The 26278-nt window shown below is 57.1% G+C and carries 25 protein-coding genes; 18 read left to right on the top strand and 7 right to left on the bottom strand.

The window, feature by feature from the left end:
* Positions 1–111: 111 nt before the first annotated feature.
* The 3 genes from ACZ1JW_RS13845 to ACZ1JW_RS13835 all read left to right on the top strand — a co-directional run bounded on the left by ACZ1JW_RS13845 (position 112) and on the right by ACZ1JW_RS13835 (position 2715).
* Positions 112–1497 (top strand): hypothetical protein, encoded by a 1386-nt coding sequence (locus tag ACZ1JW_RS13845; protein WP_465140992.1) that lies wholly within the window; start codon positions 112–114, stop codon positions 1495–1497.
* Positions 1497–2141 (top strand): hypothetical protein, encoded by a 645-nt coding sequence (locus ACZ1JW_RS13840; RefSeq protein ID WP_465140991.1) that lies wholly within the window; start codon positions 1497–1499, stop codon positions 2139–2141. The genes ACZ1JW_RS13845 and ACZ1JW_RS13840 overlap by 1 nt, the downstream gene beginning before the upstream one ends.
* 265 nt (positions 2142–2406) lie before the next feature.
* Positions 2407–2715, top strand: a complete 309-nt coding sequence (locus ACZ1JW_RS13835; protein ID WP_465140990.1) for a hypothetical protein — start codon at positions 2407–2409, stop codon at positions 2713–2715.
* An 828-nt stretch (positions 2716–3543) separates the two neighbouring features.
* On the opposite strand, the gene ACZ1JW_RS13830 is transcribed toward ACZ1JW_RS13835, so the two are convergent.
* Both ACZ1JW_RS13830 and ACZ1JW_RS13825 read right to left on the bottom strand, forming a co-directional pair.
* Positions 3544–4203, bottom strand: a complete 660-nt coding sequence (locus ACZ1JW_RS13830; RefSeq protein ID WP_465140989.1) for a TetR/AcrR family transcriptional regulator — start codon at positions 4201–4203, stop codon at positions 3544–3546.
* A gap of 83 nt (positions 4204–4286) precedes the next feature.
* Positions 4287–5618 (bottom strand): hypothetical protein, encoded by a 1332-nt coding sequence (locus tag ACZ1JW_RS13825; protein ID WP_465140988.1) that lies wholly within the window; start codon positions 5616–5618, stop codon positions 4287–4289.
* A gap of 584 nt (positions 5619–6202) precedes the next feature.
* Between ACZ1JW_RS13825 and ACZ1JW_RS13820 the strand changes: the two genes are divergently transcribed.
* The 5 genes from ACZ1JW_RS13820 (at position 6203) to ACZ1JW_RS13800 (ending at position 12155) form a co-directional block, all read left to right on the top strand.
* The gene (locus ACZ1JW_RS13820; protein WP_465140987.1) at positions 6203–7072 is read left to right on the top strand and encodes an alpha/beta fold hydrolase; all 870 of its coding nucleotides are present in this window, start codon (positions 6203–6205) and stop codon (positions 7070–7072) included.
* A gap of 38 nt (positions 7073–7110) precedes the next feature.
* Positions 7111–8565 (top strand): aldehyde dehydrogenase, encoded by a 1455-nt coding sequence (locus tag ACZ1JW_RS13815; protein WP_465140986.1) that lies wholly within the window; start codon positions 7111–7113, stop codon positions 8563–8565.
* 67 nt (positions 8566–8632) lie between these two features.
* A complete protein-coding gene (locus tag ACZ1JW_RS13810; RefSeq protein ID WP_465140985.1) occupies positions 8633–8935 on the top strand; it encodes an EthD family reductase in 303 nt (100 codons plus the stop codon).
* Positions 8936–9186: 251 nt separating this feature from the next.
* On the top strand, positions 9187–10599 hold the full coding sequence (locus tag ACZ1JW_RS13805; RefSeq protein WP_465140984.1) for a malonyl-CoA decarboxylase: 1413 nt from the start codon (positions 9187–9189) through the stop codon (positions 10597–10599).
* Between the two features lie 5 nt (positions 10600–10604).
* The gene (locus ACZ1JW_RS13800; protein ID WP_465140983.1) at positions 10605–12155 is read left to right on the top strand and encodes a malonate--CoA ligase; all 1551 of its coding nucleotides are present in this window, start codon (positions 10605–10607) and stop codon (positions 12153–12155) included.
* Positions 12156–12286: 131 nt separating this feature from the next.
* On the opposite strand, the gene ACZ1JW_RS13795 is transcribed toward ACZ1JW_RS13800, so the two are convergent.
* Entirely contained in the window at positions 12287–13180 is an 894-nt protein-coding gene (locus tag ACZ1JW_RS13795; protein ID WP_465140982.1) for an alcohol dehydrogenase catalytic domain-containing protein, read from the bottom strand.
* A gap of 408 nt (positions 13181–13588) precedes the next feature.
* Here ACZ1JW_RS13795 and ACZ1JW_RS13790 point away from each other — a divergent pair, with 408 nt between their 5' ends.
* Positions 13589–14722, top strand: coding sequence for an FAD-dependent oxidoreductase (locus ACZ1JW_RS13790; RefSeq protein WP_465140981.1), 1134 nt, complete (start codon positions 13589–13591; stop codon positions 14720–14722).
* An 81-nt stretch (positions 14723–14803) separates the two neighbouring features.
* Here the strand turns inward: ACZ1JW_RS13790 and ACZ1JW_RS13785 are convergent, their stop codons facing one another.
* Together ACZ1JW_RS13785 and ACZ1JW_RS13780 are read right to left on the bottom strand one after the other, a co-directional pair.
* The gene (locus ACZ1JW_RS13785; protein WP_465140980.1) at positions 14804–16036 is read right to left on the bottom strand and encodes an MFS transporter; all 1233 of its coding nucleotides are present in this window, start codon (positions 16034–16036) and stop codon (positions 14804–14806) included.
* A gap of 163 nt (positions 16037–16199) precedes the next feature.
* On the bottom strand, positions 16200–17114 hold the full coding sequence (locus ACZ1JW_RS13780) for a VOC family protein (protein WP_465140979.1): 915 nt from the start codon (positions 17112–17114) through the stop codon (positions 16200–16202).
* A gap of 351 nt (positions 17115–17465) precedes the next feature.
* Here ACZ1JW_RS13780 and hpaE point away from each other — a divergent pair, with 351 nt between their 5' ends.
* Entirely contained in the window at positions 17466–18980 is a 1515-nt protein-coding gene (gene hpaE / locus ACZ1JW_RS13775; RefSeq protein ID WP_465140978.1) for a 5-carboxymethyl-2-hydroxymuconate semialdehyde dehydrogenase, read from the top strand.
* Between the two features lie 29 nt (positions 18981–19009).
* Here hpaE and ACZ1JW_RS13770 read toward each other — a convergent pair whose 3' ends face one another.
* Positions 19010–19468, bottom strand: coding sequence for a MarR family transcriptional regulator (locus ACZ1JW_RS13770; RefSeq protein WP_465140977.1), 459 nt, complete (start codon positions 19466–19468; stop codon positions 19010–19012).
* Between the two features lie 101 nt (positions 19469–19569).
* Here ACZ1JW_RS13770 and ACZ1JW_RS13765 point away from each other — a divergent pair, with 101 nt between their 5' ends.
* Genes ACZ1JW_RS13765 through ACZ1JW_RS13735 form a run of 7 tightly spaced genes read left to right on the top strand, consistent with a single transcriptional unit; the run spans position 19570 to position 24021 of the window.
* Positions 19570–20187 (top strand): fumarylacetoacetate hydrolase family protein, encoded by a 618-nt coding sequence (locus ACZ1JW_RS13765; protein WP_465140976.1) that lies wholly within the window; start codon positions 19570–19572, stop codon positions 20185–20187.
* Complete coding sequence (locus ACZ1JW_RS13760; RefSeq protein ID WP_465140975.1) at positions 20184–20936, top strand: fumarylacetoacetate hydrolase family protein; 753 nt, start codon at positions 20184–20186, stop codon at positions 20934–20936. Before ACZ1JW_RS13765 ends, ACZ1JW_RS13760 begins: the two co-directional genes overlap by 4 nt.
* Positions 20933–21259 carry an aromatic ring-opening dioxygenase subunit LigA gene (locus tag ACZ1JW_RS13755; protein WP_465140974.1) on the top strand — a complete coding sequence of 109 codons (327 nt, stop codon included), beginning with the start codon at positions 20933–20935 and terminating at the stop codon, positions 21257–21259. Before ACZ1JW_RS13760 ends, ACZ1JW_RS13755 begins: the two co-directional genes overlap by 4 nt.
* Positions 21256–22074: a DODA-type extradiol aromatic ring-opening family dioxygenase gene (locus ACZ1JW_RS13750; protein WP_465140973.1), complete on the top strand. Its 819-nt coding sequence runs from the start codon at positions 21256–21258 to the stop codon at positions 22072–22074. The genes ACZ1JW_RS13755 and ACZ1JW_RS13750 overlap by 4 nt, the downstream gene beginning before the upstream one ends.
* Positions 22074–22457, top strand: coding sequence for a 5-carboxymethyl-2-hydroxymuconate Delta-isomerase (locus ACZ1JW_RS13745; protein ID WP_465140972.1), 384 nt, complete (start codon positions 22074–22076; stop codon positions 22455–22457). The genes ACZ1JW_RS13750 and ACZ1JW_RS13745 overlap by 1 nt, the downstream gene beginning before the upstream one ends.
* 5 nt (positions 22458–22462) lie before the next feature.
* Positions 22463–23269, top strand: coding sequence for a 2-oxo-hept-4-ene-1,7-dioate hydratase (gene hpaH / locus ACZ1JW_RS13740; protein WP_465142780.1), 807 nt, complete (start codon positions 22463–22465; stop codon positions 23267–23269).
* Positions 23266–24021 (top strand): HpcH/HpaI aldolase family protein, encoded by a 756-nt coding sequence (locus tag ACZ1JW_RS13735; protein ID WP_465140971.1) that lies wholly within the window; start codon positions 23266–23268, stop codon positions 24019–24021. Before hpaH ends, ACZ1JW_RS13735 begins: the two co-directional genes overlap by 4 nt.
* On the opposite strand, the gene ACZ1JW_RS13730 is transcribed toward ACZ1JW_RS13735, so the two are convergent.
* On the bottom strand, positions 24004–24939 hold the full coding sequence (locus ACZ1JW_RS13730) for an AraC family transcriptional regulator (RefSeq protein ID WP_465140970.1): 936 nt from the start codon (positions 24937–24939) through the stop codon (positions 24004–24006). The two genes, ACZ1JW_RS13735 and ACZ1JW_RS13730, sit on opposite strands and share 18 nt — an antisense overlap.
* 101 nt (positions 24940–25040) lie before the next feature.
* Here ACZ1JW_RS13730 and ACZ1JW_RS13725 point away from each other — a divergent pair, with 101 nt between their 5' ends.
* Entirely contained in the window at positions 25041–26075 is a 1035-nt protein-coding gene (locus ACZ1JW_RS13725; RefSeq protein WP_465140969.1) for a Rieske 2Fe-2S domain-containing protein, read from the top strand.
* Positions 26076–26278 lie beyond the last annotated feature (203 nt).

Here is a 26278-nt window from a genome sequence, read left to right as displayed (position 1 = left end):
GCCGATCAATGAGCACGACTGAAATGGCTGACTTCCCAATATCACCACTTGCATCATTGCAAGCTCACCGCATAGCGTTATCCTAGGTGAAGGCGCACAATGGGGGGGGCAATGAGAGGTCTTGAAATCACACTAACTGTTATTTTCTTTGCGATTATATTAGGGCTTTTAGCTCAGGTCCCCTGGCCGGTTTGGGCTATATTAATAGCATTTTTGGTTATAAAGAGTATCGTATCTTATTCATCTGGCAGTTCGAATAAGGCTCCTAACAAAACTGACGCCAAAAAATCGATTGAAAGCTCGCATACAGCAAGCTCAGAGTCTGTCAAAAAACTATCTTATGCAGAAATTGATGAAATACGTAAATCTAATTTTAGATTGCTGGAATCATATTCCAAGGGCGATAAAAAGGGTGACGCCTTATTGAAACTAATCGTCGATTTTATAAATACGCCCATCGAAAAATCTGCCTCGGATAATGTAGGAAGATTCGAAAATCTGTACTTATCAATTAAGCGCAATAACGACAAAAACAGGTCTAAAAATCAATTGAGCCATGCAATATTTTCCTACGATAAGGTTGGATTTGATTACAGGGAACTGTATGACGATGTTGCGGATGGAATTTACAATAGAATTGTAGATGGATGTAGCGATAAGGCTGCGGATAAAATTCTCAAATCTCATATTGCACCGATAATTTTGAAAAAGCCCCCCCGTTTTCCTACGGATTTATCCTTGATCAACGTTTCAGCCGTTCCGGCCGGATCATTTCTTGAGGAAGGCCTGTTCGGTGCGCCAGAGACATGGTGGCTGGACAAACCGGTGGTAAATAGGGCGTTTTCGATTTCAGAATTACGCGAGGAATCAGGGTGCTTAGCGAAGGCAGTGGGCAAAGCTCGCTTTGAGAAATATCTCGATCTTTCAATTAAATCCCAGAGAGCCTTTTCAAGTCGTTCCTTAGATAAGGTCTTGCAGAAGCAAAGCGTCAATGCATCCGATCTCAAGAATGGTCTGAGATGGGCTGCAAGCCTCTGCTATGCAGCAGACAAGGACACCGTTGCTAAGGCGGAGGAAGCGGTTTCGACCCTTCTCGGCATGGTCGGCTCAGGCAAGAGAACGAAAGCAGTAGACACTGCTGTTTCTGACCTCGAAGCCTTTCTCGCCTATCCCAAGGGTTTCGGGACACAAGGTCAGACGGACCGACAGGAGCAACTGCTGGCTGAATTGCGGCAATCGGCCGAATTTGTTGGTTCGGGGGGTGACCTGACGGGGCGCGAGTTTTTCGACGAAGCTCTAGAATTGGCCAGAAGGGTCCTGTTGCTGCCAAGTTCAGTTTGCCAGCAAGAGCAGCTTGATGCGCTCGCTTCGGTATTGAAATTTGCTCGGCTAAATGTGGCTACGTTGGACGACGAGGCTTACGTTTCGGAAACCTCCGAGAAACTCGTCAATCAGCTCAAACTCGTAAACGAGCGACGTAAAAAGGTGAATGTATAATGGACGACAACCGGCTTGGGGATTTGGTCAAAATCATAGCGCCGATCCTGAAAAAGAACCGCGATGGCTACTTGCCTACCGTAAAAGAGGAAATCGACATCGTTGGGATGGAAGCGGCAGACAATGAAATTTATTTTCTCGCTGATATCATCCTAAGCAGTAAAGACATTGCCAGTGCTTTAGTGACACTAGCCGCACTGAATAATGCGAATATCGAGGAACGGGCCGAGAGAGAGCGGGCGCGGATCGTAGAGAACCACCAGAAAATGCAGGCAGAGGAAAAGGCCGCCGCAGATCGTCGAGTGGCAGAGGCTTCTGCTGCGAAAGAGGCGAAGCGGATCGCTGAAGAAAAGGCCGCCGAGCGTGAATTGTTGGCAAATTCCCTAGCCGACGCGATTGCAAAAAAACTTCCGTCCAAACCTTCGTACACAGAATATCAAGATTATACTGTCGTTCAACGTACCGGCATGGATGAATGGGTTCTTCGTATTCCAGTTGCGAAAGCTATGTCTCAGGGGTGGGTGCCTGTCGGTGGCGTCCACGTGCTATTTAACTCAAAGATGACTAAGGCGCTTTATAGCCAAGCGATGGCATTGCCTGCTGACAAGCCAAAATCGACCCTTGCGACTAGGGAGACCTTTTAAGCTTATGGCACTTTCTGGGGGTGAGATAGCCCATACAGCGTCGAGAACCCTCTTCAGCTTCGTGAGCTGCTCAAGACAGCATTTGGACGCTGTAGCAGGCCCAGCAGCGCAAACTTGAGCCCAACGGCAAACAGTCGTGTCGCGCGACTATTTCTCAACCGGATCAAACCGAGGCAGACCGATCAAGGGGTGATGAGTTCGGTGTTGCAAGCAGGCAGTCATCTTGCCATCAAATTGGCATGCCAGAATGATATTGGGGGATCATATGAAATTGCTGAGTTCCATCATGGCATCCACATTGCTGCTCAGCTCGTCGGCTTACGCAGCCGACAAACCCATCCCTATTGGAATTCGTGTGATTGACGCGGAAGCGGCAAAGCAGTGCCAATTCATCGATACCGTCTTTGGCAACGGACGAGAGATGGTTGCGAAAGACGCTGCGTTTGAAGCCCGCAAGGATGCAATGTTGATAGCGCAGGCAGCAGGAGCAAATGCGGTGATCCTCAAATCTGCCGCACTGACCGTCGGAATGAACGTGATCGTTGTCGCTGACGCATATCACTGCCCGACCTGACAGCGATCAGTCGTGCCACACGACCATTGGCGACCAATCCTAACCGAGCAACCCCGAAATCCAGCCCACACAGCGTCCAGAACGTCGGTCAGCTTCAAGCATAGCTCAACCCAGCACTCTCACGCTGCAACCACTGTCAAAACCCAAAATTCCAGCCAACGGCAAACAGTCGTGTGACACAACCATTCCACAACCAGCGAAACACCGCCAGGTCACCGTGTTCACACCGTCTCGCACAGCCCAAAACCGTGCGATAAACCGTGTGAATGGTTTTAGCCCCTGAAGCGAGGCATAAAACACTGACAATGCTTTTGAAAATGGTAGCGGAGGAGGGATCTTTTGATCCGGATTAACGTTCTGTATTCTATTGATAACTACAAACGCAAGCTCGCGATACCCCGAGCGGTACCCCATTGACCGAAGCCTTTGCGGTGACCTGCGCCTTCAGCAAGGTGAGCGGAGTTCTAGAAGCATCGGCGCAGCCGGCTCAACAAGCCTGCGCACTCCTTGCTTACTCGAAAACGTCTACCAGACGCATAGCTCGAAACGGCTGAGTGCAAATTGATAACAGAGTAGCCCCTAGATTTCTGCACGCCTTCCGCTCTCACAAGCAGCTGCCGTTCGAACTCTACGCGTGACCGTATCCCGTTCCCGAACTGCTTGCGCACCGTATTGTAGAACATCTCGACGTATTCGAACAAGTCCTTCCGGGCTTACTTGCTTGTTTTGTAGATACGGCGGCGGATGCGCTCACCCTTGCTTTTGCACTCTTCTATCGGCTAACTGATCGAACCATCGTTCATCGCAGTGGTGAAAAGCGCGCTTCCATCAATCGCGAAAGACTTTGGACGAATCTCCTGCTGCAGCATTTGACCAAAGGCGAAGCAACATATCGACAACGCGGGCGACATGATAGATAACCTCGTCATCATCAGGGACGGCGCGTGCGCCAGCGAGGACACGGAAGTGAGCCTCACCACGAAGGAGTGCGAAAAAGTCTTCAGCCGCTTCCTCAGCACTTCCTACATGAAGCAGGCCGGCGCGCGCATATTCGAGGAGCCGGTCAACAATAAGCGCCTTGGTGCGATCAGGACCCAACTCGAAGAAGACGCGGCCAATCTCTGGTGAACGCCCGCAGTCACCGACAACCACGCGGCTGAGCGAAATGGCATCAGCGTGGTAAATCCCTTCAAGCAAATGCAGACCGACGGAACTGAGAAACACGCGCGGCGTGGCGCCCGAAATCGCGGCACTGTGTATTTTCCCCAGGAAGGCCGCAGACCGTGCTTCAAGCACAGCTGCGAACAGCGCCGCCTTAGTCGGGAAGTATCTGTAGAGAGTTGCTTTGGATCCGCCAATGGCACGCGCGACCGTTGACATTGAGGTGGCCGCAAAGCCTTCTCCGAGAAAAAGATGGCTCGCCTTACGGACGATATCTGCACGGCGCTGGTCTGGCGTCGAACGACCGAGGCGAGCCGGTTGGGTCATGAAGCTGCCCCTCGAAGGCAATGTTGGCCTTGAAGGAGGCAAGTACAGGTTCCTTGTGTGCGGCCGGCGCAAAAATAGAGCGGTCAGCTAGGCAGTGAAGCTAGCGCAGCCTTCACATCAATGTCTTTGTTGCTGGGGAGATCCTGGTAGGGGAACCGACTTACAATCGCTCGCACTTCCTTGATTTTTCCGCCGAAGTCTCCCCAGTGGACGACGACCTCGTTCCCTTCTTCGGCCTGAGAGATGTCAATCACGCAGTGCGAGAGCAGTTCGCGGTAATAGTAGGAATAGACGCCCGCCGACGCGACGCCGACTTCTGCGCCATCCTTGGTCACGAGGTCGGCATGCCCGCCTGCCATCTTGGGCTGCACAACACAGGGAAACTCGATGAACTTGTACTCTTCGCCCTGCTCAAACTGCGACGCGAAAATTGCGGCGATGTCGTCCTTGTGCCATCGCAGCGTGACAGTCTTGCGGTGGGGTGCAGCCGCTTCTGCCTCAACGGCAGCGCGTCCGATGAAATCGTGATCAAACTTCGCCATCCATCCCCAGTTTGCTTCGAATGGCGTGCGAAATCGGGCCCTAAGATTTGCGGGATCGACGCTACCCGAAACAGGCCGCTTTGCTCGCGGTGCACCTTCGGCGAGCTCGCGGCCCTGATTGACCAGCGAGGCCCCGGTTGGCATAAAGTTTACAGCCATCTGCGGGTAGCCAGCTTCAGTATGGTTCACCGGATAGGTGCGCCAACCACAGCGCTTGATATTGAATGGTTTGCCAGCTTGGTAGACTGCATCGAACGCTGCCGGACCCAACTCCAAGGGACCGCGGAGTTCGTAAGCAAGCGTGCCTGCCATGCCGATGCGCGATACTTCAATTTCGACTTCGTGCGGCACTCCAGCGATCGCAGTGCTGGCAATGCCAAGGAATGGCAGGTCGCGCACAGATTGTCCCAGCAGGCTTTCCAGCACAGCGAGTGAAGAAGGTCCGGCGACCTGGAGAATGAAGATGGGGCTCACTTCGATCTTGACGTCTAGGCCGAGCGTGCGGTTCACGAATGCTGGCCACGGCATGCAGGCAAAGGTTCTGAACGTATCTTCGCCATCGCGCACCGCGAGCCCGTGGTTCGCAATCAGCCCATTCTCGTCAGGCATTACCAGATGTTTTGACGCACCGATCTTCCAGTTTTTGACGCTGTTGATACTCACGCGGGACAGCAATTCCAGTGCTTGGGAACCACTGTACCGGACCTGAGCAGGACCGCTCAAATTGGAAGCAACGTAAACACCGTCCTTCCATGCCATCGACTCCTCCTTCCAGCCGTCGCCATCATAGATATGCATGGCGCCGCCCTGCGTATTTATGAAGGTAACGAGATCATCGTAGAAGCCGACGTCGATGGAACAGGCAGTGGTCATATACTCTCCCGCATTCAATCTCGAGGCAACACACAGACACCGAACGGCGGCACAGGACAGCCGCCCCCCCCCGGGCGACGCCGTGAATTAATGCCCCGGTGCGGAACCGCCTTTCCCGCACTTCGCCCGGACCTGGGCTAGAGACTGCAGAGACCATTGGCCAAGACGACCGCTTAGGATCGAGATTCAATAAACCTATCCGTAGCGTATCGCAACATCGCAATCCTGAAGCTACTTTCAGAACCTCTACGAAGCCCAGTTCGATGGGGAATGCTCGTTTTAAGGGACCAAGAGTGCGATCCAAGCACAGCGATCTGCTTCCGGGCGGCGATCCGGAAGGGCCGGCGGCTATTCGGTGTTCTATGATGACGCCGCGATTCGGAGGCCGTGCAGCTGTCGATGCATCGTCCTGGATCAATATCGAAGACGAACTGGTCGCTTCCGCTTGGGGCCAAACCGGCACCTTCCACCGGTTTGAATCAGATTGACAGACTGCCGCCTGAAATATAGGCCGACATACGAAACGCATTGACTAGAAAATGACGTAGATCGCCTGGTTGGCAGCTGCCCTGAGGCACTGGCATTTGGATGACGAGGAAGTTCTGATGACGCGGGAAATGCACGAGAAGATCGTCGAGCTTCCGAACGGTCTGGTTACGCATTATTATGAGTGGCCGGGAAAAGGGCCGACGCTGCTCCTTCTGCATCCGACGACCGGCTATGGCAGGATTTGGGAATGGTTGGCCGAGGCACTGGGCGACAATTTCCATATCTTTGCCCCCGATCAACGCGGTCATGGACAATCTGGTCGCCCCGACGGCTCCTATTCGGCCGAGGAATACGCAGACGATGCCGCACTTTTTATGGAAGCTCTCGGCATCGACCGTGCTGTCGTTTTCGGACATTCACTAGGCTCCCGCGTCGGGCAGGCTTTGGCAGGGCTGTATCCGAGGCGTGTCGAGAAACTGCTGCTGACTGCAACACACCGCAGCAATTTCTACGGGACGAGGGAGGAGGCGCGGTCCGTATTGATCACCGCGGCGAGCAACCTTGAGCATCCGGAACGATTTGCATCGAAAGACGAGGCGCTTGCCTACATGCGCGCGCGGTGGCCGTGGAGCCCGGATCCGGAGCACGCTCTGGAACACCGGATCGCGCACAACTTTGAACACTACCCCGACGGCTCGCTGTCGGCACGCTACGATATCGTGCGGGTTTCGCAGGGTCTCATGCATCTTAGTGACAACATGCGCCCTCACGCTGCAGCTGTCGAATGCCCTGTGCTGATTATTCGCGCAGCGTCCGGCAAGCTCACGGCAGACGATGCGGCAGACCTTGCCCGTTTCTGGCGCGATGCGCGGGTAGTGGATGTCGAGGGAACTTACGCCGTGCAGCTCGAAAACCCCGAAGCAGTCGCAAATGCGATCCTGGCGTTTTCAGAAAATTCGAAGTGAGCGCCACGGACCTTCACGGAGCGAAGAGAGGTATACCGATGACTGTCAATTTGAAGCATCCAAACAAACTGTTCATCGGTGGCGCATGGGTTGAGCCTATTGATGGCAAGTCGATCGTCGTTGTTTCTCCCGACTCCGAGGAGGCCGTCTTCGAGGTGGCAGGCGCCGGCCCCCGCGACATGGACCGCGCGGTTGCCGCTGCACGTGAGGCGTTCGACAACGGCCCCTGGGCTGAAACCTCACCGGAGGAGCGCGTCGCGGCTGTCGAGCGGCTGGCGGATGCCTTGGATCGGCGTGCAAGCGAGATCGCGGAGGCCTGGTCGATTCAGGTAGGTGCGCTAGCGTTTCTGGCTCCGATTTTCGCCGGGATTGGTACACAAAACCTGCGCGATGCCATCTTGCACGGCCGGGCCTTCAAATTCGAACAGCAGGTCACCAGTCCGATGGCCCCCGATGCACGCATTGTCCACGAGGCTGTAGGCGTTGTTGCAGCCATCACTCCGTGGAACGTCCCTTACATGCTGATGACCAACAAGGTGGGTCCAGCTCTGGTGGCGGGATGTACGATTGTGATGAAGCCTTCGCCGGAGACGCCGATTGAGGCCTTCATCATTGCGGAATGCGCTGAAGAGGCTGGTCTCCCGGCCGGCGTCATCAACCTCGTGCCTGCCGATCGCGACGCAGCAGATCACCTGATGCGAAACCCGCTGATCGACAAGGTGGCCTTTACGGGATCGACTGCTGTGGGCAAGCAGATTGCCCAAGTATGCGCCGAGCAGGTGCGGCGCTGCAGCCTCGAACTTGGCGGCAAGTCGGCGGCCATCGTCCTCGATGACATGAGCGACACGGAAGCCGCGCAGATCCTGACGGGCGCGATCACGACCTTGAGTGGGCAGGTCTGCGCCATGTTGAGCCGCGCGCTGGTTCCGCGGCATCGTTACGATGGGATCGCAGATGCGATCGCCACGGCCATGAAGAACGTGAAGATTGGGCATTCAGACGATCCGACAACCCAGATGGGGCCGCTGGCGACCCGCCGTCAGCTTGAGCGGGTCCAGCGCTATGTCGAAATCGGCGTCGCAGAAGGCGCAACCTTAGTCACTGGCGGAAAGGCACCTTCGCAGCCCAACCGCGGTGTCTTCTTTGAGCCGACCTTGTTTACGGACGTCACAAACGACATGACCATCGCGAGGGAAGAGATCTTTGGCCCGGTGCTCTGCCTGATCCCCTATGACGATGTCGATCAGGCGATCCGGATCGCCAATGACTCGGTCTATGGCCTGAACGCCTCCGTGTTGACGAACGATGCAGGTGAAGCAGCACGGATCGGACGCAAGATGCGGGCCGGCACTTTCGCCCAGAACGGATTGCGCAGTGACTTTTCCATGCCGATGGGGGGCTTCAAGCAATCTGGTATCGGCCGTGAAGGCGGGGAACAGGGGCTGAGAGGCTACCTTGAAAGCAAGTCCATGCTGCTCGACGCAGCAAACTGAGACATTTGAACCGGTCGTTCGGTTGAATTCCAAACTGGCTGAACACCCAAGTAGACGGATACCCATTATGCAGAAGCTAGTAGTTCTCTATCCTCCGCAGCCCGACATGGAAGCCTTCAAGTCTTATTATGTCACCACCCATCTGCCGCTAGCTCGCAAGATTCCCGGCCTCAAGGCGATGCGCCACAGTTTCAGCATCGATACGCTTGCCGGTGACGGACATTACGCCTGCATCTTCGAGGCAGAATTCGAAGACGGAGCGGCATTGGGCGCAGGCATGGGATCTCCGGAGGGCCAGGCTGTGGCGGCGGACGTCCCCAATTTCGCCCAGGTGGCACCATCGCTGATTCACTACCACGTGGAAGACTGACTTGACCCGCTAAACTGGCCGCTCCGACGCCGAAAAATTCGGGTGCAGGCAATAGTCTCGTTGCCCTCTGCCGCTAGTGGAATTGGCAACTGCCTAAACTCTAGCGGCAGCAGCCAAATGCAACGGCTTCGCTGCGACGTCGAAGGTTCTTTTGGCTTGCCCTCGGGAGGGTCGTGAGGGGCATACGACCGTTCGCACCTTCGCGCACAAAGGGCGACTGGGCCGGCCTCAATCCAACGCTAGGAGCGCACATGAACGCCGCACAGCAGCAGGATGGCAAGGCAGAGCTCAGCTCCGACAACGCTGGCGTCCGCAAGACGCTCGGCGCACTTTCGAACTTGCGAAGCGGTTTTTCACTTTCCGGTCGGAAGCTCCTGCATCGAATTCTCCCATTTCTGGAGCGGGACCATCCCGCAGTTGAAGCCGTCGGCAAGTATACCGCGCTTGACCTAGCTACTGCACTGTTGTCGGTCCGTGGCGAAGCGTCAGGGGTTGCGATTGCGACCGACTTGCTCAACCTCTACGAACGATTTGACGCCGCCGACAAACGCCAGTTCTTCGTTATGCTGGCCGCCGAGTTCAATCCCGACAACGATGTCCTACGTGCATCATGGGAGCGCTACATGAGCGAGGGCTCCGCCGCCTTGTCAGCACTCTTTAATGCGGTGGAAGCGCCTCGCCAGGAGTTGTTCCGCCGCTTAAATCAAGCGCCCGGCGGAACGGCTGCGCTGGTGCGGATGCGCGCTGATCTGTTGGCTTTGACGAGAAAAATGCCCGACCTTGAACGGGTCGAGGCCGATCTGAAGCATCTCCTGCAGTCCTGGTTTAACCGCGGCTTCCTCACGATGCAGTCCATCGATTGGTCTTCGCCAGCGAGCCTTCTGGAATGCCTGATCCGTTACGAGGCAGTTCACGACATCAACAGTTGGTCGGAATTGCGCCTGCGGCTTGCCCCACCTGACCGGCGCTGTTTCGGGTTCTTTCATCCCGCGATGCCCGCAGAGCCACTGATATTCGTGGAGGTTGGACTGACAACCACGATCCCAGACAGCATTCAGGACATATTGTCTGAAAATCGAGCGCCAATCGAAGCTTCGGCGGCGACGACTGCGGTATTTTATTCCATCAACAACTGCCAGCCAGGCCTGGGCGGCATCTCATTTGGGCATTTTCTGATCAAGCAAGTGGCGGCGGACTTGAAGCGCGATCTGCCCGGGTTGAATTGCTTCGTTACGCTGTCCCCGATCCCAAGCCTCATGACATGGCTGCGCGAAGCTACGAGTTCTGCCGATGAGCGAATGATCCTTGACCGGCTGAGCAGCCCGGATGGCTTAGGCGCAACTGACCAATCGCAAGGCCGATCCTTCCTTCTCAAGCGCGCGGCCGAGTATTTCATGCAAGTCCGCGACAAGGCCGGCAGGCCTCGTGATCCCGTCGCCCGCTTTCATCTGGGCAACGGCGCGCGGCTTGAGCGCCTTAACTGGGCGGCGGATACGTCCGTCAACGGCCTACGCCAAAGCGGCGGTCTGATGGTCAACTACCTCTACGACCTTTCGAGCCTCGAGGAGAACCACGAAGCCTTCGTTGAACGGGGCAAGGTGGCGACTGGGAAACCGTTCGAGGACCTTCTGAGCACGACTGCGGGCCCTCCCGCAAAAGGATAAATTCAATGGCAAACCTCTACACCCGGCTGGCGAGCGGATTTCCCGCTGATGCAAACGCACCCTTTGCCCTGACGAGCGACGGGACCGTACTGACTTACGGCGGCCTACAAGCGCAGTCTGCGCGCTATGCTAACCTTCTTCTTTCGTTAGGCGTCGAAACGGGTGATCGCGTCGCAATCCAGGCGCCGAAAAGCCTCGACATGCTGATGCTCTATCTCGGCTGCCTCCGTGCCGGCGCGGTCTTTTTGCCGCTCAACACAGCCTACACCGCCGGCGAGCTGGACTATTTCCTGAAGGACGCAGCGCCGAAGCTGTTTGTCTGCGCTCCCGCCGACGAACCGGACCTGCGCTTGCTTGCAAGCAAAGCCGACGTTCCCCACGTTGCAACGCTCGGCAAAAATGGCGAGGGTACGCTCGCTGTCTCCGCGTCAGCGCTCCCGATTGACTTTGAGACTTGCGAAGTTAGTGACGACGATATTGCAGCCATTCTGTACACGTCAGGAACGACCGGGCGGTCCAAAGGTGCCATGCTCAGCCATGGAAACCTCGCGTCGAACTGCCTTACGCTTAGGGACTACTGGCAGTTCAGTTCTGAAGACACTCTGCTCCATGCCTTGCCCATATTCCACACCCATGGCTTGTTCGTGGCGACGAATGTGCTGTTGGCAGCTGGTGCGAAGATGATCTTTCTCGAGAGCTTCGACGCCGAACAGGTGATCGCTGCCCTCCCCCGCGCCACCGTAATGATGGGCGTGCCCACATTTTACATTCGCCTTTTGAAAGAACCGCGGTTCACACGTGAACTTGCGACTCATATGCGCCTCTTCATCTCCGGATCGGCACCGCTGTCGGCCGACATTCATCGCGCCTTTCGCGAACATACCGGGCAGGTAATCCTTGAACGGTACGGGATGACCGAAACGAACATGAACACATCCAATCCTTACGAGGGGGAACGTCGGCCCGGAACGGTGGGCTTGCCACTGCCCGGGGTTTCAGTTCGCATTGCCGACCCAGAGACTGGAAGCGCCATGTCTGAAGGTGAAGTGGGTGTCATCGAGATCCAAGGCCCCAACGTGTTCAAGGGCTATTGGAACATGCCGGAAAAGACGGCGTCCGAATTCCGGAATGGCTTTTTCATTTCCGGAGATCTCGGTGTCATCGATCAAGATGGCTACATCGCAATCGTTGGAAGAGCGAAGGATCTGATCATTGCGGGCGGTTACAACATCTACCCAGCAGAAGTCGAGGCTGCGCTCGACGAACTTCCCCAAGTTCGGGAATCAGCCGTGATTGGGGTGGCTCACCCAGATATGGGAGAAGGCGTTGTCGGCGTTGTTGTCCCCATCGCGGCCGGATATATCGACGAAGACGCAATCAAGGCTGAACTGCAGGGCCGCCTTGCCCGATTCAAGCAGCCACGACGCATTGTGTTTGTTGATGAGCTTCCAAAGAACGGCATGGGAAAAGTGCAAAAGACAGTGCTACGGGAGCAATACGCAGATGCTTTTCAAAAAAATCCTCCCTGGTCATGGTCACAACTACGGTGTCATTAGGCAAAAATCCGCTGTTGTTAATTTCGATTTGCTACGAGACCTGCGAGTAATGCTCTGTTCGCGCTGAACTGGCGTGTTTTTGCGCGCTTTTTTATCGCAGATGCTGCCTTTCATTTCCTTCAGTTTTGTCGTCAGAACACGACGACCGAACGGATCGACTTGCCCGCGTGCATCAGATCGAACGCGGTGTTGATTTCCTCAAGGCCCATGACGTGGGTGATCATCGGATCGATCTCGATCTTGCCCTGCATGTACATGTCGACGATCTTGGGCACATCGGTGCGGCCCTTGGCTCCGCCGAACGCGGTGCCGCGCCAGTTGCGGCCCGTGACGAGCTGGAACGGACGCGTGGCGATTTCCTTGCCCGCTTCGGCCACGCCGACGATCTTGTTCGCACCCGCAAGGCGCGCGCCTTGGATCACGTTGAGGCCGATGCCGCCGAGACCGAAGACCACGACGTTGTCACCCACTTGCACCTTGGCGGTGTTGATCACCGCGCCGACGCCGGTGGTCACGCCGCAGCCGATGTAGCAGCTCGACTGGAACGGCGCGTCTTCACGGATCTTGGCGAGTGCGATTTCGGGGAGCACGGTGAAGTTCGAGAAGGTGGAGCAGCCCATGTAGTGGAACACGGTCTGGCCCTTGTACGAAAAGCGGCTGGTGCCGTCCGGCATCAGGCCCTTGCCCTGCGTGGCGCGGATCGCGGTGCACAGGTTGGTCTTGCCCGAGAGGCAGCTTTTGCACTGGCGGCATTCGGGCGTGTAAAGCGGGATCACGTGATCGCCCGGCTTCACCGAGGTGACGCCCGTTCCCACTTCGCGCACGATGCCGGCGCCTTCGTGGCCGAGCACCGAGGGGAAGATGCCTTCGCTGTCGAACCCGTCGAGCGTGTAGGCATCGGTGTGGCAGACGCCGGTCGCCATGATCTCGACCAGAACTTCACCGGCCTTGGGGCCTTCCAGATCGAGCTCGACGATTTCGAGCGGCTTCTTGGCTTCAAACGCAACAGCGGCGCGGGTCTTCATGATTCACGAACTCCGGTACGGGATGGCTTTGGTCTAATTTTGATATGCCCGTACCAGAGCAGATATGGGTGAACCCATTTTATATTCGAAGCGTATCGTATTTATTTATATCCATTTAGAGCAGAGGCAGTGCACGGTGCGCAGGCAAAAATTTGCACAATCGTGCACATGGAAGGCGCGCACTTGCAAGGCCCCTTTCCATACGATACGTATCAAATTCTAGCGAGAAGCGGTAGCTGGTTTCATTGCTGGTGCCGTCTACGGCCTCGCTCCGAAATTGAGGGGTCACCAGCCCTCTGACTTACGATTGCAGTCTGGCCACTTCGTGGCTGGGTTAGGATTGACTAAAGCAACCGGATAGAAATCACGCTGTCCGGGTAAGCGACGTATTAGAGGGATCTACGGGAGATGGTTTGTTTGCAACGGGCAGTTGTAGTCGGCGGCGGCATCGGCGGCATGGTTACGGCCATTGCGATGCGGCAACGCGGGATTGAAGTCGACGTGATTGAGATATCCCGCCGTGAAGACCAACTGGGCACCGGAATCAATCTTCAGAACAATGCGCTTCGCGGCCTTCAAGAAGTGGGCCTCTTCGAAAAGTGTGCGGCGGTAGGCTTCCCGTGGAATTCGATCAGCAATCGCAGTGGTGAAACTGGGGAGATCGTCAATCAGGTCAATATGCCCTGGCCAGATTCCTACGGATTGCCTGGCGCACTTGGCATCATGCGCACCGACTTTGCAGAAATCCTTGCCGAAGAAGCGATCGCTGCCGGGGTGAATGTTTCCTACCGCACCAAAGTGACCGGGCTGACCCAGGATGATGATGGCGTAACGGTTGAACTTTCCGATGGTCGCACGCTCCGGCGCGATGTTCTGGTCGCAGCCGATGGCGTTTACTCGCAAATTCGTTCGATGGTTTTCGGACCTGAGCACACGCCGTCCTATGTCGGACAGGGGGTCTGGCGATTTACTGTGCCGCGCCCGAAATCTCTCGATGGATTCTCGCTGTTCCGGACGGAAGATGGAGCATCACTAGGCTTCCTGCCACTGTCGGACGAAATTGCGTATTATTTCTACCTCGAGACTACCCCCGAGCCCTTGCGAGTGCCGCCTGAAGATGCATCTCGAATGTTGGCAGAGCGCTTGGCGCCGTTCACCGCGCCGCAGGTCCAAGAGGTCTTGCACTGCCTCGAAGCAGGCTGGCACGTCAGCTTTCGGCCATTCGATGTTCTGTTTATGCCAGGCCCATGGCATTTGGGGCGTGTGGTCATGCTGGGTGATGTCGCCCACTCGCTGACCCCGCAGCTGACTTCCGGTGGGGGCATGGCGATTGAGGACGCCGTCGTTCTGGCTGACGAGCTTGGCCGCAAAAATTCAGTCGAAGAGGCACTGTCAGCCTATTCTGCGCGGCGCGTGGAGCGGGCACACATGGTTTTCCGGAACTCGCTGCGGATCTGCGAACTGGAGAAGGTAAGAGATCGCTCGTTTGAAGGAACGCAGGTGATGCTCGATTCTTTCAAAGTCCTGTCCGAGGCATACTGATCGCGTCAACCGGGAGCCACAAACGGGCTCCCAGTCACAGTCTTCAGGTAGAAATGAACAGCATAAGCACCGCCCGGTTGGTCAAACCCCAAGCGGCCCCGTGTTCAGTCCATCATCATAAGACTTGATGCCGCGCTCGGTCACAAGAGCGATCAGCCCGGCTGCCAGAAGCGCTATGGTCGAGCCAAACAGCCAGCTCCGATAATTACCCGTCCAATCGAAACTAGCGCCAGCGATCAAGCCACCAAGCCCGCCACCGAGCGCATGGACCCCAAATATCATACCGTAGACGCGCCCGAACTCCCGCGTCGAAAAGCGGCGCCCAAGAAGGAAGGCCAACAGGTCTCCCTCTGTCCCGACTCCGAAACCGATCAATATCGCCCCGACAACGTTCAGCGAAGGGTGACCGGTCCAAAGCGCCAAGGTGCCAAGCGAGGCTAGCGAGAACAAAGCGCAGGTCACAATGCCGGCATCGCAGCGATCGAGCAGGAAACCGGTTAGAAGCCGCCCACAAATCACCGAAAAGCCTAGCATTGAGGCAACGCCGGCGGCTTCTGGTATCGTCAGGCCCTGATCGGTCAGTAGCGGCACAATATGCGTGGTTGACCCCAGGACCGCAGTAGATGCCAAAAAGATCATCAGGCTGATCGGCAAGAAGGCAGGGTGACGGCTGATCTCTCTCCATCCCGTTACGGACGAAGCTTCGGCGCCTCTGGCAGCGGCACGCTCCGAGAATGGCCTCAACAGAGCGACGGCGAGCAGAAGCATTGTCAAGCTGATCAGGGAGAGTGCGAAATAGCCCTGCCGCCAGCCATGAGTCGCTATGTAAGGTGCCAGCGCCGGCCCGACGATAGCAGATCCGACCGCCGTTCCGGTTAGTGCCAATCCCAAGGCAGTCCCGCGTTGGGCGACGAAATGCCTTACGATAATTCGGTTGTACGCGATGGAAATCGAACCGGACGCGGCAACAGTGAGCAGCACGATCAACAGCACATAACTGATCAGACCTTGGATGAACCATCCAAGCACGGCGAACGACAACGCCAAGGCGATCCCCGAGATGAAGGCAACTCGCACCTCTCCGAAGCGGTCTATGAGACGCCCCGCCATCGGGAATGCTATGACCCCGACCAGAGTGGCCATCGAGCCGAGAGAAGCTTCGCCTCTAGTCCATCCAAATTCGGCCGCCAGCGGCTTTATGAAAACGCCCGCGGTGTAAAAATACAGCGAGGCGAAGCCACTGCCGATGCCGACGAATGCTCCCAGCACGATCCGCCAGCCGTCAATGAGCTCGCTTCTCCCAGCAGTCGGCATACTTATCCCCCCTAGCCAGATCGATCGTGCAAGGCTCGCAATATGCCTGCCTTCCCGCCACCCCTTCACAAGGCATCCGGGCATATACTTTCTTATCCGTCATGTAGCCGCACGCTTGCCCGATGCGAGTGCCGGGACGCATCGGGGCTGGACGCAGCGATCATTAGCGCTGGCGTGACCACTGATCGCTGAAGTTGAAGTGCCAACCGCCCGTTACGCCGGGGTGCTCGAACTCCCCGGCGACCCAATTGTCATCGATCCGGTCCATGTCGGCGCCGAGTTCGAATGCACCGCCCATCGGTGATTTCAAATACCAGAACCAATTCGATCCCAGCTCAAATCGACCTGGTCCAAATGCAGTCTCGTATCCCGCCTTGTGCAGCTTATAGCCGCCTGCCATGACATCTTGTGCATCACCAAATGTGAACTCGGCGTGCTGGAAACCGGGCGCGAGGGCTTCATTCTTCATCAGGAAAAGGCTGTGGTGGTCGAAGTGATCCTTCGACCGCGCAAAGACGCCTGCATTGTTGAGGAAAGAATCCGTGATGCGAAAGCCAAGGCGGTCGCGGTAGAACTTGATGGCCTCATGGGGATCCCGCGTCCAATAAACTACGTGCCCCATCTGCCGCGCGGGGCCGTGCTCATCGAAGTTGACTCGAGTGTTGAAGCGAGGCTGCGAGTGCCCTGCAACATTTCGCACGGCCGCCGGTGCTTCATATGCGCGGCGCTGACTGACCCTGAACAACAGGGCGTTGCCGTCATTGTCTGCAGATTGAACTAAGCCATTTTCACGCAAAACCTTGCGATCACGCCCGAGTTCCTCAGCAATCGCGTCAAGGCTCGCCTCGTCCTGCACACCCCAAATGGAAGCGCGCAAGGTTGGAGCATTGGTATTGGCTGGAGGAAGTGACGGATCACCCAGCAGGCGCAGTTCGACACCGCTCCCATCGAGCGCTTCGTAAGAAGCTCCCTTCGCGTTAAAATCCAATTCCTTCAGGCCATAGAGCGTCAGGAAGCGCCTGCACTCAGCAAGGTCATCGACGCCCATGAGAAGGCCCTCGGGTCCGGTGATGTTCATGCGGATAGCTCCAAGTTCGTGTTGGCAAAGCCTCAAGCCGGCTTCTTACGTGAAACGTAGCGTATCGTAAATAGCGCCAAACGCAACATGCAGCCCGGTGCAGAAACCCAGCTGCAGAACGGTGGGGCCATAATGGCCGACGCCAATCATGTGCTGAACTGTAGCCATGCAGGCATGGCACAAGCGCCGGCTCAGAAGGCGATCTCAAGCAGGACTGAAATATTTTATTTATCATCATAACAAACTTGAATCACTTATCATGTTAAGCTATATCAGCCCGGCGGAGCGATGATGCCCCTGCCCCATCACATCGATGCGGCCTCTATGAACAAACGCCCGGAGAGTCAGAGCATGAGCGAAATGCGGAAATTGGCGATAGACTCGGTTGCCACGCTGCTTGGATCGCATGCCAACCAGGACCTTGGGCATTTCATCGCGGGCCGCCCTGTTGAAGGGCTCGGAAAGTCTTTCGAAATTCTGGATCCTTCAACCGGCAACGCGATCGGGCAGGGCCGAGATGCAACGCAAGCCGAACTGGAGGACGCCGTTTCCGCTGCGCGCGATGCCTTTGCCGAGTGGAGCAGCACCGCGCCAGAAACGCGGCGGAAGATCCTGAACAAGGTCGCCGACCTCATCGTGGCGCGAGCGGATGAAATCGCGGCAGTGGAATGCCTCGACTCAGGTCAGTGCTGGCGCTTCATGTCGAAGGCTGCACTGCGCGGCGCCGAAAATTTCCGCTTCTTCGCAGATCGCGCGCCTGGGGCGGCCGATGGCATTGCTCTGCCCACGGCAGATCATCTCAACGTAACAACCCGCAAAGCAATTGGTCCCGTGGCTGTCATCACGCCTTGGAACACCCCATTCATGCTTTCGACCTGGAAGATTGCCCCCGCGCTGGCAGCTGGCTGCACTGTGGTACACAAGCCTGCGGAGTGGTCCCCCTACTCGGCCCGGCTGCTCGTCGAAATCGCCCATGAGGCGGGCCTTCCGGCTGGGGTGTTCAACTCGGTAAATGGTTTGGGCGAAACCACGGGCAAGCGCCTTACAGAACATCCGGACATCAAGGCCATTGCTTTTGTTGGCGAATCGTCGACCGGTTCGGCGATCATGCGCCAAGGTTCAGACACACTGAAGCGCGTGCATTTCGAGCTTGGCGGCAAGAACCCCGTCATCGTCTTCGATGATGCCGACCTCGACCTGGCGGTCGACGCGGCCGTGTTCATGATCTATTCGCTGAATGGACAGCGTTGCACGTCTTCGTCGCGGCTACTCGTGCAGCGGCCTATCTATGACAGCTTCGTGGAAAAGGTCGCGCAGCGCGCTGCGAACCTTAAAGTTGGCGATCCGTTTGATCCGGCAACCGAAGTCGGCCCCTTGATACATCCTCGCCACTTCGGCAAAGTTCAGAGCTTCATGGAGATTGCCCGCGAGGAAGGGGCAACAATCGCTGCCGGCGGGGCCCCCGTAGAAGGCACAACTGGCTTCTACTTCCAGCCAACTTTGTTCGCCAATGCCGAGCAGACGATGCGGATTGCCCGCGAAGAGATCTTTGGCCCAGTGCTGACCGCTATCCCGTTTGACGATGAAGCCGATGCAATCGCGAAGGCCAATGATGTCGAATACGGCCTCGCAGGATACCTCTGGACTCGGGATATGGGCCGTGCCCTCAGAGTTTCTGATGCCCTCGATGCTGGGATGATCTGGGTAAACAGTGAAAACGTCAGGCACCTGCCCACACCGTTTGGTGGGACAAAGGCCAGCGGAATCGGTCGTGATGGCGGCGATTGGAGCTTCGACTTCTACATGGAAACCAAAAATATCGCTCTGGCAAGGGGCACTCATAAGATCCAGCGCCTCGGAGCCTGAGGCGGGATCCCATGGACCTCATGGATCGATCAATCCCCCGGACGAAAGGGTTCCAGGGCAGCAATCAGCGCGGTCGCCTCGGCTGTAAAAGCCTTGAGGCGATCGGCTCCGAATGTTGCTGCATATTGATCCAACAGAACCCGCGTGTGCCGCGAGGTGTTCACGACCAATTCGCGGCCAAGGTGCGTTATGGAGATGACCGAACGCCTACCATCGTTCGGGTCGGCGGAGCGGGTGATCAAATTGCGCTCGGTGAGTTCCTTGACGATGCGGGTCACGCTTGGCGGATACAGAAGCGCACGCTCAGCAATGCCCTTGGAGTCCAGAAATTCCGCGTCTGCCAGAACCCGCAAAATGCGCCATTGCTGGTCGGTCAGTCCTGCACTGCGCAAATGCTCACGGAGCGGTGCCATCACAGCTTCACGAGCGGCCAGAAGCACACCGGCCAGCGAAGAAGGATAAGGCGGAAGCGGGGCACCTTTGGTCATGAGTGGATCATGGCACGATCCTCTCCCCAAGACAAACTTAACATGATAACTTATAGTCAGTCTACTGGCAGGTCGGTCCATTCACAGAGGCACTTTGAAGCATGATCGCAGGAAACATCTACGGGGTAGTGCTCAATGACAGCAATGAACTGGACTGGCTAGCGGCCACCCTCGCGCAAAAGCCGTACCTCGCGCCGCCGTCCGCGGCGGTCGTATACCAGAAACCGCTATCGAGTATTGCACGCGGACCAGTTGCAGTGCCGCCAGAAGGATTGGTAGCGGCAGCGACGGTGGCGTTGCTGTTCTCGCGGGATGCCGCCTTGCTGAAACGCGAAGAGGTTGCTGCCTGTATTGGTGCCAGTGCGCTGGCTGTCGATCTGTATACGCCCAATCCCAGCTACTACAGGCCTGCGATCGCCAACCGAAATGCAGATGGCAGGTTGATCCTCGGCGACTTCGTTCACCCCGAATTGCCTGAGAAGATCACGATCAGTAGCGATAGTATGAAAATCCACGAATGGCACCTTTCGCGCCTTGTGCGCGGCGCCCATCAGTTGGTTGCAGACCTGTCGCAATACCTAGGTTTCAAGGCTGGAGACGTACTCATGGTCGGACTTCCCGGCGACGCCCCGCTGATCCACGCTGGTCCAGAACTACGGATCGACGGCGCCCCTCTGCCCGCGATAACCGCACGCACTGTTCAAGGAGAGAGCACGTGAAGCGTGCAAGGATCTACCACCGCGGACGAGACGTGTGGGCAAAGGTTGTCGCTGGTGATACCCGGCTCAGTCTGCCGGATGGCACCCTTCTGGATGCAAACGAGGCGTGCTGGCTACCGCCTATCCAGCGAGGGGCTGCGGTCTATGCGCTCGGCCTGAACTATGCCGATCACAACAAGGAACTGGGCTTCGCGCCGAAGCTGGAAACGCCCTTGGTGTTCATGAAGGGGGACAATTGCTTTGTCGGCCACAACGGCGATTCGCCGCGACCGGGCGATGCGAACCAAATGCACCCGGAGTGTGAATTGGTGGCTGTGATCGGTTCGCCGGTGCGATGCCTCGCGGCGGACGAAGCACTCGCTTGTGTGGGCGGTTACACTGTCGCCAATGACTACGCCATTCGCGAGTACCTCGAGAACTACTACCGGCCCAACGCCCGTGTGAAAAACCGGGATGGCACAACGCCGCTTGGTCCCTGGATTGTCGATGCAGTCGATGTGGCCGATCCACAAGCCCTGCCCCTGCGCACCTGGGTCAACGACGAGCTGGTGCAAGATGGCAGTACGGCTGACATGATCATGTCCGTAGCAGAGCTGGTTTCCTATCTTTCGCACCAGACCACTCTCATGCCAGGCGACATGATCCTAACTGGCACACCGCAAGGCGTGCACTTCTGCGCTGCGGGCGACACGGTGACGTGCGAGATCGAAGGAGTTGGTCGCCTGACCAACCATCTGGTGACGTCATGAGTCTCTATCAGCTGTCCAAGTTGATCTACGTGCTCAACCGCGACGACGATGCCAAGCATCTTTGGCGCACAGCTCCAGATCAGTTTGTCGGCCAGTTCGCACTCGGCCCTGATGAACGAGAGGCTGTGCTCTCCCATGATATCGGACTGATTTATGTCATGGGGGTGAATGGCCAGCTGCTCATGCATTTCGCAGCACTCTGCGGAATTGCGTGGGCCGATTATCTGCGCCTGATGCGTGAAGGCGTTCAGACTTATGGTCCGGTTCGTGCCGGACTGTACGCAATGACAACTGAAATTGCCGAAAAGGTGGCCGGGATATGAGCCTCGTTTACACTGGCATCTGCAGTCACGCCCCGGGCATCACCGCCCGTGCCGAGCTGGCTGACCCGGACATGAAGGACGCGTTCTATGCGGCGCTGGAGCGGATGCGCCAGGACATCCTCGATACTCAGCCGGACGTCTTGATGATTGTGGCGGCGGAGCATTTCGCGAATTTCTTCATGAACAATATGCCCGCTTATGCAGTGGGCATGGGAGAAACCTACCGTGGCCCCATCGAGGATCCGGACTGGTTGAAGATTCCCCTGCGTTCGCAGCAAGGGGATCCCGATCTCGGTCGGCGCCTGGTAGCGGAAATGCTCAACACCGTTGATGTCGCGTATTGCGAGGAATGGCAGTTTGATCACGGCATCATCGTGCCGCTGCACTTCCTCGACCCCGGCAACGAGATGAAAGTCATCCCCGTCAACATCAATTGCCAAGGCCCCCCATTGACGCCTCTGCACCGGGCGTGGGCATTTGGCGAGGCCATACGCCGCGCGGCCGACAAGGTTCCGGAGCGGATCGCGCTGGTGGCGACGGGGGGCATCTCGCACTGGCCGGCGACACCGGACAGCGGCAAGATCAATGAGGCCTGGGACAGGGATTTTCTGGATCGGTGGGCCGCAAACGATCGCGACAGGCTCCTCGCCTACGACGATATCGAAACCTATCGCGACGCTGGACAAGGCGGATTTGAGATCCGTACCTTTATCGCCGCCGCAGCCGCGGCAGGCGGCAAAGGCAATGTACAGTTCTTCGCGCCGATCCCCATTTTCGCCGTCGGATGCACGGTAGCCAGCATGGAGATCGTCTGATGGCTCATGCAACAATCGAGTGGACTCGCAATCTCGAAAGTGAACTGGACCTCCGCGGCCTGCTGCAACTGGTTGCTGACGAAATGCGCCTTCATTCTGATGGGACCTTTCCCGTCGGCGGGATTCGCGTGCGTGCCTTTCGCGTAGAGGACTACATCATCGCCGATGGCACCTGCCCGGACGATGCCTTCATCAACATCGACATCAAGATGGGCGTCGGCCGCAGCGCAGAATTCCGCCAGGCCTTTTTCAGCGCAATGTTCGAGCGCGTGCGCACGTTTCTTGGCGACATGTTCGATCGTCGCCCACTGGCCCTGTCCCTCTATGTCGAGGAAGCCGAAGGCTGGAAACACAACTCGATCCATCACCGGCTGAAAGGTTGAACCGCATGTCGCTGTCCCCACAAACTGTCGAAATGCTCGCAGCCCGGTTGGATGAAGCAGAGCAGACCCGTACACAAATCAGCCAATTCTCCCTCGAGTTCCCCGAGATGAACCTCGAGGATGGCTATGCCGTCAGCCGCGCATGGGTAAACCGGAAGCTTGCCGGCGGGCGCAAGGTCATCGGCCACAAGATCGGCCTCACCAGCCGCGCCATGCAGCGTTCCTCGAATGTCACGGAACCCGATTTCGGCACCCTGCTCGACGACATGCTGTTTGTTGACGGAAGTGACATTCCGATCGAGCGCTTCATTGAGCCGCGCGTCGAGGTTGAGCTGGCCTTCATTCTCAAGGACCCGCTGAAGGGGCCGGGCTGCACGCTTTTTGATGTGTTGAATGCAACAGCTTACGTCACGCCTGCCATCGAGATCATAGATGCGCGGATCGAACGCATTGACAAGGCGACCGGCGTGACCCGCAAAGTCTTCGACACAATATCCGATAACGCAGCGAACGCGGGCATAGTGCTGGGAGGACGTCCGGTCAGGCCAGACGCCGTGGACCTCCGCTGGGTTTCGGCACTGCTTCATCGCAACGGCGTTATCGAAGAGTCCGGTGTGGCCGCAGCAGTCCTCAACCATCCCGCCAATGGCCCGGCATGGCTTGCCAACAAGCTTGCCCCCCATGACGAGTGGCTAGAACCCGGACAGATCGTGCTCGGGGGAAGCTTTACGGCCCCCGTCTTCGCCAAACCAGGAGACAGCTTCCACGTGGATTACGGAGCGATGGGTTCCATTTCGGTGCGCTTCGCATGAGCGCCTTTCGCGAAATGCTCGCAGCCGGGCGCCCGCTGCTGGGGCTATGGCAGGCTCTTGCCAATCCCTACACTGCCGAGATTTGCGCGCGTGCGGGCTTCGACTGGCTGCTCTTCGATGGTGAACATGCGCCGAACACGGCGCAAACCTTGCTGGCGCAATTGCAGGCGGTATCTGCGTTCCCGGTGGCGCCCATCGCCCGCGTACCATCGGGCGAACCAGTCACCATTAAGCAGTATCTCGACCTTGGCTTCGCGACCTTGCTGGTCCCGATGGTCGACAACGCCGAGCAAGCATGTTCGATCGTAGCAGCCAGCCGGTTTCCGCCGCGCGGCATTCGCGGTGTTGCCAGTGCTACCAGCAGGGCATCGGGTTTCGGTGCAATGTCCGACTATCTCGCCAAAGCGCACGAGCGGGTGATGATCATTGCCCAGATTGAAAGCGCTGCTGCGCTGGAGAATATCGACGCAATCGCAGCAACAGAAGGTATCGATGCGTTGTTCATTGGCCCAGCGGACCTCGCGGCGTCGCTCGGACACTTGGGCAATCCGCACCACGATGAAGTACAATCCGCTATAACACGCGCCAAGTCTGCGATTGATCGCGCTGGCAAGCCAGCGGGAATCTTTGCGCTTTCCGCCGATGATGCGAAGCAGCGGATTGTTGAGGGATTTTCCTTCGTTTCGATCGGAACCGACATCGGCCTTCTTGCGCGCGGTTCAGCCACCCTTCTGTCAGGCATTCGCGAATAGCTTTCGCGGCTGACCTGGACTTTGCATCCGCTCCGCCCGCCAGTCCCGTGGTGATTGACTGGTGGCTTGGCGGAAACTGCGGGCAAAGTGCGCAGGGTCATCGTAGCCAAGGAGCAAGCCGATTTCAGCGACACTTAGCGAACTGAACAATAACAGGCGCTTCGCCTCCTGAACATGACGTGCGCGAACCAGATGCGATGCGCGCATCCCGAGTGCCGCACGGCAGACCCGGTTCAGCAGATAAGGCGTTGACCCAAGTTCAGCCGCAATTGCTTCGATCCGCGGACGCGTCCCGAGCTTTGCTTCGACGGCCTCCATGAAGCGGATCAGCAATGTTGCGTCGACATTGCCTAAGCTCTGTTCGGCTGGTGAATTGGTGATGCGCAGCATTTCAACAAGAACCAGACGCGCTATTGCACCGATGCCATGGGGCATCCCGGTGAGCTGATTGCGGTATTCGTACTCCATGCGCGAGAAGAGCTGCCGTACCCACCCGTCCTGCAGTCCCGTCTCATCAAGCCCCGTGACCCGATGGTCATGCAGCAAATGCAAGCGGCTCTGCGACGAGATGCCCATAAGTTGCTCGCGCGCAAAGTCGTCAGACATGGAGAGTACGATCGCATCGGCCCCCTCCTCGGCCCTAAAGCCATGAATGACCCCAGACGGCATCCAACAGAGTGTGCCTGGCCGGATTGGCGAAGTCGCATCGTTCGCAAAGTATTGGCCGGTACCGTGGAGCCAAAGACTGAGCTGGTGGAGATGCGGATGGCTATGCCGCTCCACCCGTCCCCCGTGCAGACGCCAGCGGTCCGAAATGCGCTCCACATGGCAAAAACGAGGCTCAATAAGGCCTGCTGTCTGACCAAAGAGGGCATAGGCCGGAATGCCAACGGTCACATTGCTGCGCATGCCGAGCATTTATCAAGTTTTGAGGAAATGGCCAGTTATTTTGAACGCTACGTATCGTATTGCCGCTGCGACGCTGATATGCAGACCCGAACGAAATCGGGAGACGGAACATGTTCATTCAAAATGCCTGGTACGCTAGTGCCTGGGACCACGAACTCAGTGGCGATAACATGCTTGCCAGGAAAATTCTGGGCAAAGGTCTGGTATTCCTGCGCACGTCCGACAACAAGATCACCGTTCTGCGGGACCGCTGCAGCCATCGCTTCGCGCCTCTGTCCCTCGGACGCCGCGAGGGCGACTGTGTCCGCTGCATGTATCATGGCTTGGTGTTTGATGCAGACGGCAAGTGCGTCTGGGAACCCGGCCGCAAAGGTGTCAGCCCCAACACGGATGTGCAGACCTTCCCGGCAGAAGAGCGGCATCGGCTCATTTGGGTATGGATGGGAGACCCAGAAAAAGCAGATCCTGATCTGATCCCGGATTGCTTCCACCATACAAGCCCCGAATGGGCAAGCGTACCGCGCCTTGCGCATTTCAAGGCTAACTACAAGCTGGTGCTGGACAACCTTCTCGACTTCTCGCACCTATCCTATGTTCACGAAAAGACTCTTGGCGGATCAGCGACGATCGCCGACACGCGGCCGAAGGTCGAACAAACGCCTACTGGCGTACGACTGGTTCGCTGGTATCTCAACGAGCAGGAGTTCGCACCGTACCTGCGCGGCTATGAGCGTTTCAGCGGTCCCATTGACCGCTGGAACATCTATCACCTTTCGACGCTCGGCAACCACTTCTCGATGGCGTCGGGCTCTGCACCCGCAGGTACTGGAGCGCAGGAAGGACACATGGCACCCGATGCTATGATCTTCCATTCGCATCAGCTGATTACGCCTGAGGACGAGCACAACACCCACTACTTCTGGACATACGGGCACAATTTCGCGCTCGATGACAGGCAGTTGACCGAGGCTCTGGCGGAGCGCGTGGGGGCCGGCTTCGTTGAAGACAGGGCGATGATTGAAGCGCAACAGCAGATCGTCAACGAGAGCGAGGATGATACAATGGCGTTCATCCTGCTCGACAACGCACTGACACTCGGTCGCCGCCTGATCGACGAGAAGATAGCAGAAGAAGCGGCCGCGTAATCGCTGTTTGGGGTGGAAACGTCGGGATGCCGTTTCCACCATTCTCTAAAGATCTTGGCATCAAGCTGCTAAGAGCATTCGACAAATCTCAGCCAGCCTCGCCCAACGCAGCCCCAGTCGAATAATAACATCTATGTAATTTTCAGAACGCTATCAGAAAGGGCTGTGTCCAACACAGATTATTGGCGCAAAATTATCGTGGT

This window comes from Novosphingobium sp. BL-A-28-Hi1-0D (assembly GCF_055521755.1).
Note: the sequence above shows the minus strand (reverse complement) of the source record. Positions and strands in the feature narration are given on the sequence as shown.